Here is a 17,811-nt window from a genome sequence, read left to right as displayed (position 1 = left end):
ATGAAAATTTTATCTACCAAATGCCTTACCTCTGCCCAGCAACAGCGCCTACAAGCATTAGGCTTTACGCTGGTGCAGCATAATTTTATTGCTACGCCTCCGCTACCTTTTGCGCTTTCGTTGCCTTATGAATGGCTTATTTTCACTAGTCAGAATGGGGTGCAGAGTGTATTAGCACACCCGCAGTGGCAAGAGTTGCTCTCTACGCCTGTACTTTGTGTGGGCGTCAAAACACAGCAACTGCTACAATCAAAGAGGTTTAAGGTATGCTATGCTGCCGACTATGCTACCGATTTGGTAGCCTATATGCGCAACGACTTATCGCGCTATCAAGGGGGACGCATTGCTTTTTTTGCAGGTATGCACCGCCTCAACACCCTCCCTGATTTCTTCGCCTCTGAAAAGCTACAAGTTGCAGAGATTACCGTTTATGATACGGTCTTTACCCCTATAACTCTTGCAGAACCAGTAGATGCGATTCTGTTTTTCAGTCCTTCGGGGGTGCAGAGTTACCTATCCACTCATACAACAGCAGCAGAGCAGGTGTATTGCATAGGGACTACTACGGCGCAGGCAGCTACTCCGCATTGGGCATCAGTAATAGTTGCTACAGAGCCTACTGTAGACGGAGTGCTACAGGCAGTAGTAGCATCACTTATCCCTTAATGTCGTGTATGCGCAACTGAGGGCGTATAATACCATTCCATATGTTTTCTTCTATAGAGTAGATAATGCTGAAAGGGCGCCCCGATTCTACTATGGGCAATCGGTCAGCTAAATCGAAGGCTACAGCCCCGAAGTAGTGAGGGCAGCCAACCTCGCGTAGGTTGAGCTTTAGGTGCTTTTCATCTTTCCCAATAGCTTTAGCAAACCCCGTATCAATTACATTGTCAGCATAGAAAAGAGGAGGTAGATTGTTAGGCCCAAAAGGCTCAAAGCGTTTGAGTACCCCTATTAGCTTTTCGGTTATCTTGCTCAGTGGTAGCTGGGTATCATAGCAGATTTTAGGGTCGCGAGGCAAATTAGCTAACTTTTGCACTACTACTTGCTCAAAAGCTTCTTTGAAGTCTGGGTATTGCTCAGGCAAGAGCGTGAGCCCTGCGGCATAGGTGTGTCCGCCAAATTGCTCGAGATACTCGCTACATTGCTCTAAAGCATCGTAGATGTCAAACCCTGTAATAGAGCGCGCCGATGCAGCATATTTGTCGCCACTTTGGGTGAAGACTAAAGTAGGGCGATAATAGGTTTCTATCAGGCGCGAGGCTACAATACCAATGACCCCCTTATGCCAGTGGGGGTTGAATACTACAGTACTATAGCGGTTTTGCTCTCCGTTTTCTTCTATCTGAGCCAAAGCCTCTTGGGTAATACTGCTGTCTAATTCTTTCCGTTCGCTATTTAGCAATTCAATCTCGTAGGCTTTTTCTTTTGCCTTGTGGCTGTCGGTTTCAGTCAGTAGGGCTACTGCGTATTTGCCGTGCTCTATCCGTCCTGCAGCATTGATGCGAGGTGCTGCCTTAAACACTACATCACCAATACCTACCCTTTTTTGATTTTCACCTAAGAGTGCATCGACTCCTGCTGAAGGTTGCTGGTTTATCACCTCTAAACCGAAGTAGGTAAGGGTGCGATTTTCGCCATTCATCGCTACTATGTCGGCAGCAGTGGCAATCGCTACCAAGTCTAACAAAGGGCGTATTTCTTCAAAAGGACGTGATAAATGTTGTTGGTAGGCTTGCACTAACTTGAAGCCTATACCACAGCCGCAGAGCTCTTTGTAAGGATAGGGGCAATCGGCTTGTTGGGGATTGAGTATAGCCACGGCGTCAGGCACTTGCGCATCGGGGCGATGGTGGTCGCCGATAATAAAGTCGATACCTTTATCGGTGGCATACTGCACCTTATCAATAGCTTTGATGCCACAGTCGAGGGCAATGATAAGGCTACAACCCTTGCTGGCAGCGTAGTCTATCCCCTGAAACGAAATGCCATAACCTTCGGTATAGCGGTCGGGTATGTAGGTGTAAAGCAGAGAGGTATGATTGCTGAGATAGCGGTACAACAGCGATACGGCTGAGGTGCCATCTACATCATAATCGCCATAAATAAGTATTTTTTCTTGAGTATTGATAGCTTTGCTCAGACGCGCAACTGCCTTGTGCATATCTTTCATCAGAAAAGGGTCGTGCAGAGAGGCTAAGCTGGGGCTGAAGAAGTGCATTGCCTCATCATAAGTAGTGATACCGCGCTGGGCTAATAGGGTAGCGGTGGTTTGGCTCAAATGGAGTTCTCGTCTGAGTTTTTCAATAATAGCTTCTGAAGGTAGTAGTTTTGGTTCCCAAATATAATTCATTTTTTAATTTGCCGATTTGTCAATTTGCTAATTTGCCGATTTGTCAAATGTTTCATTGTCAAATCGGCAAATTGGCAAATTGTCTTGTTATCCTAAGTATGTTTTTAGTATTTTGCTTCGCGAAGTGTGTTTGAGGCGACGGATAGCTTTTTCTTTTATCTGGCGTACACGTTCGCGGGTAAGGTCGAAAGTTTCGCCTATTTCCTCAAGGGTCATTGCGTGCTGGTCGCCTAAGCCAAAGTATAACCTAATTACGTCGGCTTCACGAGGGGTGAGGGTCTCGAGGGCACGCTCAATCTCGGTGCGCAATGAGGCAAGGATAAGCTCTTTGTCGGGGTTAGGCGACTCGTTGCTTCGGATTACGTCGTAAAGGTTTGAATCTTCGCCTTCTACCAAAGGAGCGTCCATAGATATATGGCGACCTGAGTTTTTCATCGATTCTTTCACATCATTTACTGACATATCAAGCTCGCGGGCAATCTCTTCAGCCGATGGTACACGCTCGTTGGCTTGCTCTAAATAGGCGTACATCTTGTTAATCTTATTGATAGAGCCAATTTTGTTTAGAGGCAAGCGTACTATACGCGATTGCTCGGCTAAGGCTTGCAATATAGACTGCCGAATCCACCATACGGCATACGATATAAACTTAAAGCCTCGTGTTTCGTCAAAACGTTGGGCAGCCTTTATAAGCCCCAAATTGCCCTCGTTGATGAGGTCGGGTAGGGTAAGCCCTTGGTTTTGATACTGTTTGGCTACTGATACTACGAAGCGCAGGTTGGCTTTGGTCAGTTTTTCTAAGGCAGCTACATCGCCCTCTTTGATACGTTGTGCCAATTCTACCTCTTCGTCAGCGGTGATTAAATCAACGCGCCCTATCTCTTGTAGGTACTTATCAAGAGAGGCCGTTTCGCGGTTCGTAACCTGTTTGGTAATTTTTAGTTGTCTCATTCAGAAAATATCCTTAATTTTGTCTTTTCTTGTTCAGTCTATTATACGTACAAGAAAATCAAGATGTTACAAAAGCACTAAACTTTAACAATACTTTAACAGATGCAATACAGTTTTATCATTCCTGTATACAACCGTCCTGACGAATTAGACGAACTGCTGAAGAGCCTTGCAGAGCAGACTTATACCGCTGATTTTGAGGTAGTAGTGATAGAAGACGGTTCTACCATTTCATCAGAGTCGATTTGTCAGCAATACCAATCTTCGCTTTCAATTACTTATTTGGCTAAGCCTAATACAGGTCCCGGTGACTCGCGCAATTATGGTATGCGCCACGCCAAGTACGATTATTTTCTCATTTTAGACTCAGATTGCCTTTTGCCACCTCATTATTTAGAGGCGGTAGACGACTATTTGCAGGCGCATTATGTAGATTGTTTTGGAGGAGCTGATACGGCTGACGAGCATTTCACTAAGGTACAAAAGGCTATCAATTATACAATGACTTCGTTTTTCACTACGGGGGGCATACGCGGTAGTGCGCGTGGGGTGCAGCGTTTTGAGCCGCGCAGCTTCAATATGGGGCTTTCGAGGGCGGCTTTTGAGGCTACTGGTGGTTTTGGTAAGATTCACCCTGGTGAAGACCCAGACTTGGTGATTAGATTATGGGGAAAGGGTTTTGAGACGGCGTTTATACCCGAGGCGTTTGTCTTTCACAAGCGACGTATCTCTTGGCAGAAATTTCAGAAGCAAGTCAGTAAGTTTGGACAAACACGTGCGATTCTCAACCATTGGCATCCGCATACGCGCAAAATCACTTTTTGGCTACCTACTTGCTTTGCTTTAGGGCTTTGTGGGGCCATATTATTGGCTTTGTGCGGGTATATAGGGGCTCTTTTGGTGTATCTGTGTTATTTTGTGCTTATAGCGTGGGATAGTGCTCGCGAAAATGGTAGCATTCAGATAGGATTGATGTCCGTTTGGGCAGTATTAGTACAGTTTTTTAGCTATGGGTTTGGTTTTCTGTGGGCTACCCTGAAGATTTTCTTAGTTAAGAAGCCTATGGAGGTGTTGTTTCCGAAGTTGTTTTTTGCTTAAGGAGTAGTTGGTGTTTGTTCGCTCAACCTTCGCTTATCCTTCGCTCATTGTTCGCTCAACCTTCGCTTATCCTTCGCTCAACCTTCGCTCATCGTTCGCTTGGGTAAGAGCGGTATCAAACTTATTTTAAAATCAAAAATCAGAAAGTGAATATTATTTATCAATATATAGTCAGGCATAAGCTGGCGGCGGTTGCTTTTTTGGCGGCGTGGCTGCTTATAGCGCTATGGGGCGTGAGTAGGCTGCGCTTTGAGGAAGATATTACCAAAGTGCTTCCGCAGAACGATAAGACCACTCTGACCTCAAAAGTGCTTAAACAGCTCAATTTTGCTGATAAGATTTCGGTGATACTCTCGGCTAAAGAGGGGTCGCTTGCCGATATGCAGGCAGCCGCAACTGCTATAGTTGATAGTCTGAATACTAAGGCATTTCAACCCTATATAGCTGGGGTACAGGGTATTGTAGCTGATGAGGAGGTAGAGAGTGCGTGGCAGTTTGTCAATAGTCATTTGCCGCTTTTCCTCACGGAAGACGATTACACTTCGCTGGCAGCACGTATGCAACCCGATAGCCTTAACGCTTTGGTGCAGGCGCATTACAAGACGATGCTTACCCCTGCGGGTATGGTAGCCCAATCGTTTATACGCACTGACCCTTTTGGCCTCACTTTCAAAGGATTGCAGAAGTTACAAGCCCTCAATATAGGGACGGACTTCAAACTCACGAATGGCTTTCTGACTACCAAAGACGAGCAGCATTTGCTCTTTTTCGTCACTCCCCGTTTTGAGGGCAATGATACCGAGCACAATACGGCTTTGGTGCAACAGCTCGAACAGCTGCAAGCGCAACTACAGCAACACTATGGGGCAAAGCTGCAGATACACTTTTTTGGTGCTCCGTTTATATCGGTTAGCAATGCTACTCAGATAAAAACGGATATACTCACTACTGTACTCATCTCTTTATCAGTGCTTTGCCTACTGCTTATTTTCTTCTATCGCAGTGTGTATATACCCCTTATAGCCTTTATCCCCTCGGTGTTTGGGGTGCTCTCCGCCTTGGCGTTTCTGTATGTGCTTAAAGGTAGTATTTCTGCTATTTCTATCAGTTTAGGAGCGGTGTTATTAGGGGTAACTATCGACTATTCGCTGCATATACTCACTCATTACAAGGTAGCCAAAACGGCTTCGGAATTGTATCGCGCTGTAACGGTGCCTATACTGCTCAGCAGTATTACTACGGCTATTTCTTTTCTCTGTTTGCTGTTTGTCCATTCAGAAGTGATGCAAGATTTGGGCATTTTTGCCTTTATTGGCATTATGGTTTCGGCCTTGCTCTCTCTGGTGTTAGTGCCGCATCTTTACCGCGCTGATAAGGGGGTGGCGGTGCGCCGTACGTTTCTTGATAGGGTAGGGGGCTACCCTTTCCACCGCAATAAGTGGATAGTAGGCGCGTGTTTGTTGCTGATAGGGGTGAGTTTTTTCTACTTTCAGAAAGTGAAGTTTAATGGCGATATAGTCAGTATTAATTATGTAAATCCGCGCTATCAGGTAGCGCAGCAGCAGTTAGAACAACTGACTGATAGTCAGTATAAATCGGTGTACGCAGCTGCCTATGGCAATAGTTTGGAAGAAGCCTTAACGCATAACTACCGCTTATACCAGCAATTGCAGCATCTGAAGGCAACCGATAGCATTAGGCAGTTTAGTTCGGTAGCTGCCCTTATTTTGCCCCAAACGGAGCAGCAAAAGCGCATTAAGCGTTGGCAAACGTTCTGGTCGGGAGCTCGTCAGGAGGCTTTGCGCACACAATTGCAGCAGTTGGGCGCTCAATATGGCTTTAAAGAGAGTACTTATGCTCCTTTTTTCGATTTTCTTACTACTGACTTTGAGCCTATACGCTCTTTAGACGATTATAAGGCTCTTTCAGCACTTCCTTTAGATGATTTTATCACAGAAAAAGACGGTTTTTATACCCTTGCTAACCTTGTGAAGCTAACTGATAGTGAGCATACGCGTTTTGTTGAGCAGATAGAGCAACGCATAGGGGCTATAGTGATAGACCGCAAGAACCTTAGCGAGACTTTTTTGGGTAAGCTTAAAGACGATATACTGCTATTGGTAAATTATTCTTCTATTGCTATTTTTCTTATTTTATTGCTTTTTTTCAGGCGTATAGAGTTAGTGCTGCTCACTCTTATTCCTATTGGGGTGACAGGGGTAGTTACGGCTGCGTTGATGTACTTTTTCGGTATAGAATTTAACGTTTTTAGTATGATAGTCTGTACCTTAGTGCTCGGTCATTCCGTTGATTTTAGTATTTTTATGACTTGTGCCCTACAAAAAGACTATACTAATGGCAGAAATGAGCTTCCTGTTTATAAAGTATCAGTATTATTAGCCTCTATTACTACCTTTTTGGCGATAGGGACGCTTATTTTTGCTAAACATCCTGCGCTCAGGTCGATAGCATCAGTGTCTGTGCTGGGTATTTTTACTGCTTTGGTTATTACTTTTGTGTTTTATCCTACTATATTTAAGTTTTTTATCTTCCGAAGACCTCAAAAAGGGCTTTCTCCGGTTAGTTTGCGTTTGTTGCTGCACTCTATATTTTCTCTTTCTTACTATGCTTTGTCGTCAGTAATTCTCAGCAATGTAGGTTGGGTGCTGGCTACTGTTTTTCCGCGCAGCAAGCCTTGGCTACGCAGGCTCTCATCGGTCTTAGCCGCTACGGTGCTCTTCTCTAATTGGCGGGTGCGCAAGCGGGTGGAGAATCGCCAGCTACTCAATACCGATACGCCTTCGGTAGTGATAGCCAATCACACTTCGTGGCTCGATACGCTTGCGTTGGAGCTATATAGCCATCGGTTGAGTTATGTGGTAAATGATTGGGTGTACCGCTCGGTTATCTTTGGTAGATACCTTCGCGCTATGGGGGCTTATCCGGCATCAGAGGGTATAGAAAAAGGAATGCCTTTGCTGCAGCGGCACTTACAAGAAGGGATTTCGGTGGTGATATTTCCGGAGGGGAAACGCTCGGAGAGTAATCGCATTCATCGTTTTCATCAGGGGGCATTCTACATAGCGGATACTTTGCAGAAACCTATAGTGCCGGTGTATATTCACGGTACTTCAGAAGTACTGCCTAAAGGAGATTTTATCATTTATGACGGGGCAGTTACTATAGTAGCTGCTGAACCTATCGCTCCTGATGATACCCAATTTGGTACTACCCCGCGTGAGAAAGCTAAGCAGGTGGGGGCGTACTTCCGTGAGCAGTTTGCTCAGTTGCGACAACGCTTAGAGGGGGTCAATTATCTGAAGCAGAAATTGCAGTTGAACTATCTGTATAAAGATATTGAAGTAGTAAGGGTGGTAAAAGCTGATTACACTGCTCACGCAGCCCAATATTACCAACTGAGCCGTAGTCTGCCTGCTAAAGCGCGTATATTACACATAGCTGATGACTATGGGCAGTTAGACTTTTTGTTGCTGCTTACTTACCCAGAGCGTGAGATTGTTTCAGTAATAGAAGATGATGAGAAACGAGCTGTAGCCCAGCAGAGTTACCTTGTGCATATACGCAAACTGCAATACCTTAAAGCACGCCCTGACGAGTCTTTTGATATAGAGATTATTGGGGCTGAAGTAGTTAGAAAAAGGGTATAAAAAAACTTTGTCAAAGTCCTGAAACTTTGACAAAGTTATTATATTATATAGTTTTGTTTTTTAGGCTTTTGCTTTTAGCTCTGCTATTGTTTGGGTAGGATTAGCAGCGTTGAACACGAAACTACCTGCTACTAAGGCATCGGCACCTGCCTCTACAAGAGCTTTGGCATTGCTTAGGGTTACGCCTCCATCTATTTCGATAAGGGTATTAGCTCCCGCTTGCGTGATAAGCGCTTTAGCTTGTCGTACTTTTTTATAGGTGTTTTCTATAAATGACTGTCCCCCAAAACCTGGGTTTACGCTCATTAGTAAGAGAAGATCTACATCTTTGATAATGTCTTCTAACAGAGTGACAGGCGTATGAGGATTGAGAGCAACCCCTGCTTTCATACCCTCGGCTTTGATAGCTTGTAGCGTGCGGTGTAAGTGAGTACAAGCCTCGTAATGCACCGTGAGTATGTGGCTACCCAGCTTTGCAAAGGTACTGATATAGCGGTCGGGGTCGATAATCATTAGGTGTACATCTAATGGCTTGGTAGCGTGCTTATTGATAGCCGAGAGTACTGGTATACCATATGAAATATTAGGTACAAATACCCCGTCCATAATATCAATGTGGAACCAATCGGCTTCACTGGCATTGACCATCTGCACAGCTTGTTGCAGGTTGCCAAAATCTGCTGCTAGTAATGAAGGTGAAAGAATCATATTTTTTTCAATTAATAATTGAGAATTAACCTACACTTCCTTCTAATGAAATCTCTAAAAGTTTTTGAGCTTCTACGGCAAACTCCATAGGGAGTTTATTTAGTACCTCTTTGCCAAAACCATTTACGATAAGTGAAATGGCTTTCTCGGTATCAATACCGCGCTGGTTGCAGTAGAAAATCTGGTCTTCACCGATTTTTGAGGTCGTTGCCTCGTGCTCTATCTGTGCCGTAGGGTTTTTAGCTTCTATATAAGGGAAAGTATGTGCTCCACAATTATTGCCCATCAGTAATGAGTCGCACTGAGAGAAATTGCGGGCATTCTTAGCCTTTGGTACTACTTTTACTAATCCTCGGTAGCTATTTTGTGATTTTCCTGCTGAAATTCCTTTAGAAATAATTGTTGATTTAGTGTTGTTGCCCAAATGTATCATCTTAGTACCTGTATCAGCTTGCTGAAAGTGGTTAGTAACCGCTATAGAGTAAAATTCGCCTATAGAATTATCACCTTTTAGCACTACTGAAGGGTATTTCCAAGTGATGGCTGACCCTGTTTCTACTTGCGTCCATGATATTTTAGCATTCTTCTCTGCTAAAGCGCGTTTAGTTACAAAGTTGTAAACACCGCCTTTGCCGTCTTTATCACCAGGAAACCAGTTTTGAACAGTAGAGTACTTTATCTCGCCACCTTCCATTGCTATAAGCTCTACAACGGCTGCGTGTAGCTGGTTTTCATCGCGTCTGGGGGCTGTACAACCTTCTAAGTAAGATACGTAAGCACCTTCGTCTACTATCAAAAGAGTACGCTCGAACTGCCCTGTACCTGCCTGATTGATACGGAAATAGGTAGAGAGCTCCATAGGGCAGCGGACTCCTTTAGGTACATAGCAGAAAGACCCGTCTGAAAAGACAGCTGAGTTTAAAGCTGCATAGAAGTTGTCGGTCTTAGGGACTACTGTACCGAGGTACTTGCGCACTAAGTCGGGGTGCTTTTGTATAGCTTCAGACATTGAGCAGAAGATAATACCTCGCTCGGCTAAGGTCTTTTGAAAGGTAGTAGCTACTGACACCGAGTCCATTACTACATCCATAGCTACTGCGGGTTTGTCTTCTACCCCTGCAAGGCGTTTTTGCTCTTCAAGTGAGATACCCAATTTCTCAAAAGTCTCTAAAAGCTGAGGGTCTACCTCATCAAGGCTGTTGAGCTTAGGTTTCTGTTTAGGGGCTGAATAGTAAGCAATGTCTTGAAAGTTAGGAGTTTCGAACTGTACATTAGCCCAATGTGGTGGCTCAGCCATAGCTTGCCATGCTCTGAAAGCCTCTAATCGCCATTCAGTCATCCATTCGGGTTCGTTTTTCTTTTTCGACAAGGCTATTACTACCTCTTCATTGAGCCCTTTAGGAAATGTATCCGACTCAATATCAGTGTAAAAGCCATACTTGTATTCGCTATTTTCTAATTCTTCTTTAAGTTCTTCTTCTGTATATTTAGCCATTTTTATCTATTGAATAATTATATGTGTGTTAGCTATCTGATTTTAACCGACCTTTTTGTCTATTTCTCAAACAGCGCGCAAAGATAGTATTTTAGATTGAATTTAAAATACTATTGCTATAATTATTTTTAACTTACAAATAAAAAACACTTATTGTAAGAGCTGTTCTATCAGTTGGTGTACTGCATCGCTATTCCATCGCGCTATTCCTTCTTTCTCAGCACGAACCTTTCCGTTCTTATCAACTATATAGCCCGAAGGTATTTTTTCAGGGTCGAAAGGCATTTTCTCGCCTATAATTAGGTAGGTAACTTTGAAGTGAAAGTTGCGTTTTTGCATCATTTCGTCTACAGGAGTAGGTAACTCATTGGTGATGATATAAAAATCTACCTTATCTTTATAAGTATCATATAGCTTTTCGACTGCATATAGGTCGGCAATACTGATACCTCTCCACGATGAAAAGAAATATACAAAAGCAGGCTTCTTTCCTTTGGTTTGTGAAAAATTGAACTGCTTATTATCGCGGTCTTTCAGTTGCCAATCAAAGTCGATGGTGCGTGCTTGATTTTCGGGTATAATATCTACTGAACTAGCAAAAATGCGTTGCAGCAATATTTTACTTTCATATCCTAATGGTGTTACAAAAAAAGAAATCACAAAAAGGATAAGTAATAAATTCCAAAAGGTTCTTCGTTTCATAAAACTATTTTATTTTATCAAAATTCGTCATTCTCTACAATAATATCTTTATATTCAGCCCAAAAAGCCTCTATTTGTGCCATTCCATCATTCAAAAATACCATTACCTCTTGCCAAGTTGCTTTGTTATGAATGCTAACACCTGTTTTTTCGATGTATATAGCACTTATTTCTTTCTGATTGTCTAATATTAAATGCTCCTCGTAGATAGCATCGGGTAGAAAATCAGTTTGCAAGATGTTCTTCAGCGAAAGCATTTTATTATAATACAAGGCGCGCTTTTCTTTATCGCTATCTTCTATAGCGATGAGTACTCGTGCCTTTTTCAGGTCGAATGAAAACTTAAAACTGAAATCCTTTATTTTAGTGTCGTATAGCGTCCATTTCCGGGGGAACGACTTGCCAAAGGAAGTCCAGAAGTCTTCGCGTAGTTTTTTTGCTTCAGCTTTAGAATACAAGTAAGATTGTTTTTTTAGTTATTCAATAAATTTAATTGATGCCAGAACGGCAGTGCCTTTCCCCTCTATTTCTGTGTATAAGGTGATTCTGTAAAAAGTTGAGCCATCTTTTTGTACTATGCCAAATTTATGGTTGGCTACCTCATAAGCTACATATAGGTCGGGGGTAATAGTCTTTCTAGCTTTTAAAAATAACTCATCATTATGTCGCCAGCGCAACTCGTACAAATCGCCTACTTTTTTAGCATTGAGTTGGTAAATAGAATCTTCTTCTGGAGTTTCATTAACTGATGACTGAGAAGGTTTTGGCGATTGAGGTTGCTGATACTGTTTTCTGAAAGTAGCCAAAGCATTTCCGGCTAAAGCATTACGCAGTGCCTCTTGGTATGATTTTTTGTACTCTTTTTCTCTACTTTTACCTACTTCAGAACTGAAAACTTCTTTATTAGCACAGTCGGTTAGCACTAATCTGAGTTTAGAAGTCATCATATTTGATTCGTTTTTCACATCAGCTTTGAGTAGATTGCAAGGGGTGTTTAGCAATTCCGCAGGCACTTCGTTTTCCATATAGGCTTTAAACCCTTGTTTTTCAATCAAGAATTTGGTAAGTATATTTAGCTGGTATTCGTTATCACTCTTTAAGAAAGCAAACTTATTAGGTACGACTACCGTCTGTGCTACTGCTACCACTTGTAGCAGTGCTATGGTTGCAAATAATATGATTCTTTTCATATATCTAAAAAACTTCTATTGTTTGTTTTCTACTTTACTCTCATTCTTGGCATTGTCTCTGGCCTCGAGTTCTGCTTGAAATTCTTCAATTACAGGCTTCATTGTGCTATCAGGTAGGTCGGCTATTCTGATGTACATCAGCCCATCGACCGAGTTATTAAACAACGGGTCTACATTGAAAGCGATAACCTTAGCGTTCTGCTTGATATACTTTTTGATGAGCACTGGTAGGCGCAAGTTGCCCGGCTCGAGCTCGTCAATAATCTTATCAAACTTATTAAGGTCGGCTTTGGTTTCGTCAAAAATAAAGTCTTTATCTTCATCTTTCAGCTTTACTTTAAACTCCTTTTTAGGGCGCACGTATTGAGCGATATAAGGGTCGTAGAAATTCGACTTCATAAACTCAATCATTAGTGACTTAGAGAAGTTAGAAAACTGATTGCTAATACTCACACTACCGAGTAGATATGAGTGCTCTGGATAGCGCAAAGTGGTATGAGCTATCCCTTTCCAGAGCAAAAATAGCGGCATAGGCTTCTGTTGGTATTCTGAAATGATAAAAGCACGCCCCATTTCTATGGTTTTGCTCATCATATCGTAGAGTTCGGGCTCAAAACGGAATAAATCGTGGGTATAGAAGCCCTCAATGCCGTATTTAGGGAAAATCTCAGCCCCTAAGCCCATTCGGTAAGCCCCGACTAATTTCTTTGCTTGTGTATCCCATAAGAAAAGGTGACGGTAATAAAGGTCGAACTTATCTAAATCTGACGAAGCATTAGTACCTTCGCCTACTTCGCGGAAAGTTATCTCGCGCAACCTACCTATTTCCTTCATTATGTTGGGTATCTCTTCATAAGGAGCGAGAAATACCTCATAATTGTTATTCTTTAGTAGGCGGTAATCTTTTTTGGTGATGTTATCTATTTCTTTCTCTATCAGGTCAGTCTGTATAGGGGCTTCTATTTGTTGAGGGTTGGGTTGAGCTTTGCTGATGCTCAGTACATTAGACAAAGGCAAAAACTTCTTGTCTTGCTCGAAAGCATTGGCTAAAATATATGTTTTCTTACGCAAAAACTCGGTATAGTCGTCTAATTCGGGGTGCTCTTCTTGCATAGCAAGTGAAATAGGCTTTCCGATGCGTATATAGATAGTGCGCTCCTTCTGAGTGAGCAGTTCTGAAGGCAACTTAGCCGTACGCAGCGTATCGCTAATATTAGCTAAAAAGTAGAATAACTTGCTGTTTTTAGCGTGAAAATAGATAGGAATGATAGGCACTTTTGCCTTTTGTGCCAATTTCATAGCAGCCTCTTCCCAAGGCTTGTCTACCATTAGCTGCCCTTCTTTGGTAACAGATACTTCACCTGCGGGGAACAAGCCCAAAGGCTGTCCTTGGCGTAAATGTTCGATAGCGTGTTTAAAGCCTAATACGCTTGATTTTACGTTCTTGCGGTCTTCAAACGGATTTACAGGCAGCACATAAGGAGCTAAAGGCTCGATGCGCTGTAGCAGAAAGTTAGCAATAATCTTGAAGTCAGGGCGTTTTTCTACCAAAAGTTTAAGCAGTAAAATGCCATCTATCCCCCCTAATGGGTGGTTAGAAATAGTGATGAATGCCCCTTCTTTGGGGATATTTCTGAAATCTTCCTCTGGTATCTCGAATTTTATTTCAAACTCATCTAATAGTGTGTTGAGGAAGTCTATCCCTTGGCGGTGTTTGGTGCGGTTATAAATATCATTGAGCTTTGAGAGGCGTAGCAGCTTCATCAGCGTCCACCCCCCAAAGGTACCCAGAAATCCTAATTTATCTATATTGATGGCCGCAGCTACTTCTTTGGCACTCACTAAACCTTTATCTTTTTGCATTTCTTTCTGTTTTAAAGTAGTATTATTGTTTTGCTCTTTGTATTTGCTTTATCCTCTTCAGTCTTGTCATTACCTCATCGCGGTACAGTGCCTTGCTCGCTACCTTGCCTACCGAAAGTCCTTGTATCAGTATAGAGAATAGTACTACTATATAAGTAATTTGTAATAATGTTTCTTTTATGCCAGCTTTATCTGCCGGAATTGAGAGTACTAAGGCGATAGATACGCCTCCGCGTATACCCCCCCACACCATAGTGATAAGTGAGCCGCGTGAGTAGGTAGTTACTTTGCGAAGTATCGTTTTGGCAGGGATATAAATAGAAAGCCCACGCGCTAATAAACACACTATGATAGCTATTCCGCCTAAGAGAAACTGTCCGTCTAAATTCTTGATTAGCAGCATCTCAAAACCTATGAATAGGAATAGAATAGCATTCATAATCTCGTCTACTATTGCCCAAAACCTTTCGAGGTAGTCTTTATTTTCCTCGCTATTGGCTTTCTTGCCCACATTGCCTATAAATAAACCAGCAATCACCATTGCCAAAGGTGATGATACGTGGGAAGCCTTAGCTATTAAGAAGCCCCCCATAACTACCGCTAAGGTAAGGAGCACACTAACGTGATAGTCGTCTGCTTTCTTCATCATTTCTGAAGCTAGCCAACCTAATAGTACCCCTAAGAAAATACCCCCACCTGCTTCGAGTAAAAAGAGCTTGGTAATGGTATTGAACGAAGGTACAAACGAGGTATCGGTAGCCAATTTGAGCACTACGGCAAACATTACTACGGCTACCCCATCATTAAAAAGCGATTCGCCTGTTATTTTAGTCTCGATGCGTTTGGGTACTTTAGCCTGTTTTAATACCCCCAATACTACGATGGGGTCGGTAGGCGAAATGAGCGTACCAAAAAGCAGACAGTACACATAAGGTATGTGAATGCCTACCAGCGGAGCTATGTAGTACAACAAAAGCGACACGAAGAACGCCGAAAGCACTACGCTGATAGTAGCATAAGTGAAAATAGGAAGTTTATACTCTTTTAGGTCTGAGATATTGATGTGTAAAGCACCGGCAAAAAGCAGGAAGTTAAGCATTGCCCCCATCAGTATTTCGGTAAAGTCAAAGCCTTGTAATAGAGATTCTAACTTATGCGATAATCCTGAAAATATCTCACCTCCGAAGAGGCGAACCCCTACGGATACCATCATAGCGATGACCATAATACCTATGGTCATAGGCAGTTTCACATAACGTACATTTACGTATGAGAACAATGCCGCTAGAACGATAATTACAGAAAAAGCGTAGTATAACTCCATAATAATTTTATTTCGGGCAAAAATACAAAAATAATAATAAATGGCAAAAACCGCCTTATGATTTTAACACAAAAAAATGCCGGAGGGCATATTTTGAACTATGACCTCCGGCTATATTAAAATTAGTATTAGTTAAAAACTTATTTTTTTCCGACTACTACTTTTAGCATTTCGCAGCCTCTTTGTACACCATTTTCGCAAGCTTGGTCGAACCAATCGGCAGCACGGTCGTCTGACTGACCAATACCTTCACCGTGAAAGTAGCAGTGAGCTAAGCGATATTGAGCAATAGGATATCCATTGCGAGCTGATTGGCGGTATAGTTCGGCAGCTTTTTCGTAAGAACGTTCTGCCCCTGTACCATTGTAATAGCAGTTAGCAAGGTTGCATTGTGCCTCAGCAAAATCGCGTTGTGCTGCTTTTTGGTAGTAATTTAGAGCCTGACCAAAGTCTTGTTTAGCACTGTAATACTTACCAAGTTCGTTCTGTGCTTGTACGTAGTTTTGCTCTGAAGCCTTTGTAAGCCATTGTACCCCTTTGGTTTCGTTTATATACTTCATCGGCTTTTCTTTGCTTGTAAACTTAACATTGGCTTTCATAGCCGAACGGTGACGAATAGAAGGGGTGTTATGTTGAGTAGTTGCTGTAGCAGTAGCTGCTGCTTGTGCTGGTTTAGCAGGGGTTGATGTGGTATTAGAGGCTGTATCGGGTACCAAGGTTAGGTAGTACTTACCGAGTTGGTACTGTGTTTCTGCATCCCCTCTTTTAGCGATACGCTCTTGCCAAGAGAGTGTTTTTTCAGCGTCTTTTTTAGGGTTTTTCGCATCAGAATAATACTCTACTAAACGTTTTTGAGCTACTAAATTCTCTTGCTTAGCTAATTTTTCGTATAGCTGAAAAGCCTTATCATTTTCTTTTTTAGCACCTTTTCCATAGAAATACCCATCGGCTACAGTTAGGATTGCATTTACTGAAGCAGGGTCTTTAGGGTCGTTAGCCTCTATTCTCTTTAAGAGGTAGTCGAAAGCAGCTTTATTAGATAAATCAGCGGCTTTGATAGCCCACATTTCGGCTTCTTTGCTTGATTTTTTAACCCCTTTGCCTTCAGCATAACATTGTGAAAGCAGGTAAAGCACCTCTGAATAGACTTCGTCTTGCTGTTGGAAGAAGTAATCTAAAGTTTCAGTAGCAGTGGCAGGCGCTTGTTGAGCTGCTTTGGTGTAATACTCAAAACCGCGTTCGCGTGTTAGGTTAGTGTACTTACCATTATAGTATAAGTCGCCTAATTTTTTTAGTGCTAAAAGGTTGTTTTTAGCAGCTGATTTTTCGAGGTATTCAAAACCTTTCTTAACATCTAACTGTCCTTCTTCTAACAAGAGAGAACCTAAGTTATACTGTGCCATAGCATCGCCTGCTTCGCTTGCTTTTTGGAAAAGCTCCATAGCCTGAGGTATAGAAGCTCTGGTTCCGTTTCCGGTAGTGTAGCATACCCCTAAGTTATTTTCTGTTACAGGGGTAGGGTCAGCGTTTACAGATCTTGACAACCAGTTGAAAGCATCGCGGTAAGACTGAGTGCCTCCTATACCATTATACAAGCAAACAGATAATTGGCGTTGCGCATTGGCATCGCCTTTAGCAGCTGCTTTGCTGTAATACTCAATCGCTTTTTTGTAGAATTTGCCAATAAGAGGGCTATTGCCGTAGAAATAAAAGTTACCCATAGTGTATAGGGCTTCAGCACTACCTTTGGCAGCTGCTTTTTCGAGCCATTCTATTGCTTTTTCTTCGGATTTGGTTACGCCTTTACCATTGAGGTAAGCCTGACCAATAGCGTTTTGTGCCTCAGGATTGCCTTTTTCAGCGACTTTCATTAGCTTTTGTAGAGCGTCGGGGCTATTAGGACTAGCTTCATAAGCCCATTTAGCCAATAGATATTCAGCCTCTAAGTTGCCTTTAGCTGATGATTTTTCAGCCCAGAAACGCGCTTTATTGAGGTCTTTTTTTACTCCATCGCCTACGTAGTAAGCTTTGGCTAAGTCCAATTGAGTTTCAGGTTTTTCACCATCGGCTACTTTTTCAATCCAGAAGAAGTATTTTTCGTTAGATTGTGCTACACCACGCCCGTCGCGGTAGCATAATGCCAACTGGCGTTGCGCATCGGCATTGCCGCCTTCGGCTACTTTGGTGAGCCATTCTACCCCTTTTTCTTCAGATTTAGCTACACCTTTTCCTTCCATATAGCACTGGGCTATTTGGTATTGAGCATTGACATCGCCTGCTTCAGCCGCTTTTTCTAACCATACTACGGCATCTTGGAAAGAGCGTTTTAATCCGCCTTTGCCATTAAAATAAGCATCAGCCAGCTCCATTTGGGCTTGGGCGTCGCCTTTCTCGGCGAGGCGCATAATTTTTCTCATATTACTATCTTGTCCGTATGCATTGGCTACTAACAAGATAGA

At 42.6% G+C, this 17,811-nt stretch carries 13 protein-coding genes; 3 read left to right on the top strand and 10 right to left on the bottom strand.

Annotated elements, in window-relative coordinates:
* Entirely contained in the window at window positions 1–666 is a 666-nt protein-coding gene (locus tag HMPREF9074_RS05560; protein WP_009389279.1) for a uroporphyrinogen-III synthase, read from the top strand.
* Here HMPREF9074_RS05560 and recJ read toward each other — a convergent pair.
* Window positions 656–2,353, bottom strand: a complete 1,698-nt coding sequence (recJ, locus tag HMPREF9074_RS05555; protein ID WP_009389280.1) for a single-stranded-DNA-specific exonuclease RecJ — start codon at window positions 2,351–2,353, stop codon at window positions 656–658. The genes HMPREF9074_RS05560 and recJ overlap by 11 nt on opposite strands.
* Window positions 2,354–2,440: 87 nt before the next feature.
* Window positions 2,441–3,304, bottom strand: a complete 864-nt coding sequence (locus HMPREF9074_RS05550; protein ID WP_009389281.1) for a sigma-70 family RNA polymerase sigma factor — start codon at window positions 3,302–3,304, stop codon at window positions 2,441–2,443.
* Between the two features lie 102 nt (window positions 3,305–3,406).
* On the opposite strand from HMPREF9074_RS05550, the gene HMPREF9074_RS05545 reads away from it, so the two are divergent.
* Both HMPREF9074_RS05545 and HMPREF9074_RS05540 read left to right on the top strand, forming a co-directional pair.
* On the top strand, window positions 3,407–4,402 hold the full coding sequence (locus tag HMPREF9074_RS05545; RefSeq protein WP_009389282.1) for a glycosyltransferase family 2 protein: 996 nt from the start codon (window positions 3,407–3,409) through the stop codon (window positions 4,400–4,402).
* A 146-nt stretch (window positions 4,403–4,548) separates the two neighbouring features.
* A complete protein-coding gene (locus HMPREF9074_RS05540) occupies window positions 4,549–8,070 on the top strand; it encodes a 1-acyl-sn-glycerol-3-phosphate acyltransferase (RefSeq protein WP_009389284.1) in 3,522 nt (1,173 codons plus the stop codon).
* A gap of 60 nt (window positions 8,071–8,130) precedes the next feature.
* Here HMPREF9074_RS05540 and rpe read toward each other — a convergent pair whose 3' ends face one another.
* From rpe to HMPREF9074_RS05500, 8 genes are all read right to left on the bottom strand, one after another.
* Window positions 8,131–8,778, bottom strand: a complete 648-nt coding sequence (gene rpe, locus HMPREF9074_RS05535) for a ribulose-phosphate 3-epimerase (RefSeq protein WP_009389285.1) — start codon at window positions 8,776–8,778, stop codon at window positions 8,131–8,133.
* Between the two features lie 25 nt (window positions 8,779–8,803).
* The gene (gene sufB, locus HMPREF9074_RS05530; protein ID WP_009389286.1) at window positions 8,804–10,273 is read right to left on the bottom strand and encodes a Fe-S cluster assembly protein SufB; all 1,470 of its coding nucleotides are present in this window, start codon (window positions 10,271–10,273) and stop codon (window positions 8,804–8,806) included.
* 150 nt (window positions 10,274–10,423) lie between these two features.
* Entirely contained in the window at window positions 10,424–10,975 is a 552-nt protein-coding gene (locus HMPREF9074_RS05525; RefSeq protein WP_009389287.1) for a TlpA family protein disulfide reductase, read from the bottom strand.
* A 17-nt stretch (window positions 10,976–10,992) separates the two neighbouring features.
* Window positions 10,993–11,433 carry a DUF4268 domain-containing protein gene (locus HMPREF9074_RS05520; RefSeq protein ID WP_009389288.1) on the bottom strand — a complete coding sequence of 147 codons (441 nt, stop codon included), beginning with the start codon at window positions 11,431–11,433 and terminating at the stop codon, window positions 10,993–10,995.
* Window positions 11,434–11,451: 18 nt separating this feature from the next.
* The gene (locus tag HMPREF9074_RS05515) at window positions 11,452–12,165 is read right to left on the bottom strand and encodes a hypothetical protein (protein ID WP_009389289.1); all 714 of its coding nucleotides are present in this window, start codon (window positions 12,163–12,165) and stop codon (window positions 11,452–11,454) included.
* A gap of 15 nt (window positions 12,166–12,180) precedes the next feature.
* Window positions 12,181–14,028 (bottom strand): GNAT family N-acyltransferase, encoded by a 1,848-nt coding sequence (locus HMPREF9074_RS05510; protein ID WP_009389290.1) that lies wholly within the window; start codon window positions 14,026–14,028, stop codon window positions 12,181–12,183.
* Between the two features lie 22 nt (window positions 14,029–14,050).
* The gene (locus HMPREF9074_RS05505; RefSeq protein ID WP_009389291.1) at window positions 14,051–15,352 is read right to left on the bottom strand and encodes a cation:proton antiporter; all 1,302 of its coding nucleotides are present in this window, start codon (window positions 15,350–15,352) and stop codon (window positions 14,051–14,053) included.
* Between the two features lie 140 nt (window positions 15,353–15,492).
* On the bottom strand, window positions 15,493–17,811 hold a 2,319-nt coding region (locus HMPREF9074_RS05500; protein WP_232297128.1), incomplete at its 5' end, for a tetratricopeptide repeat protein.

It is taken from the genome of Capnocytophaga sp. oral taxon 329 str. F0087 (genome assembly GCF_000213295.2).
GTDB lineage: Bacteria > Bacteroidota > Bacteroidia > Flavobacteriales > Flavobacteriaceae > Capnocytophaga > Capnocytophaga leadbetteri_A.
This window is presented reverse-complemented; position numbering and strand designations above follow the sequence as displayed.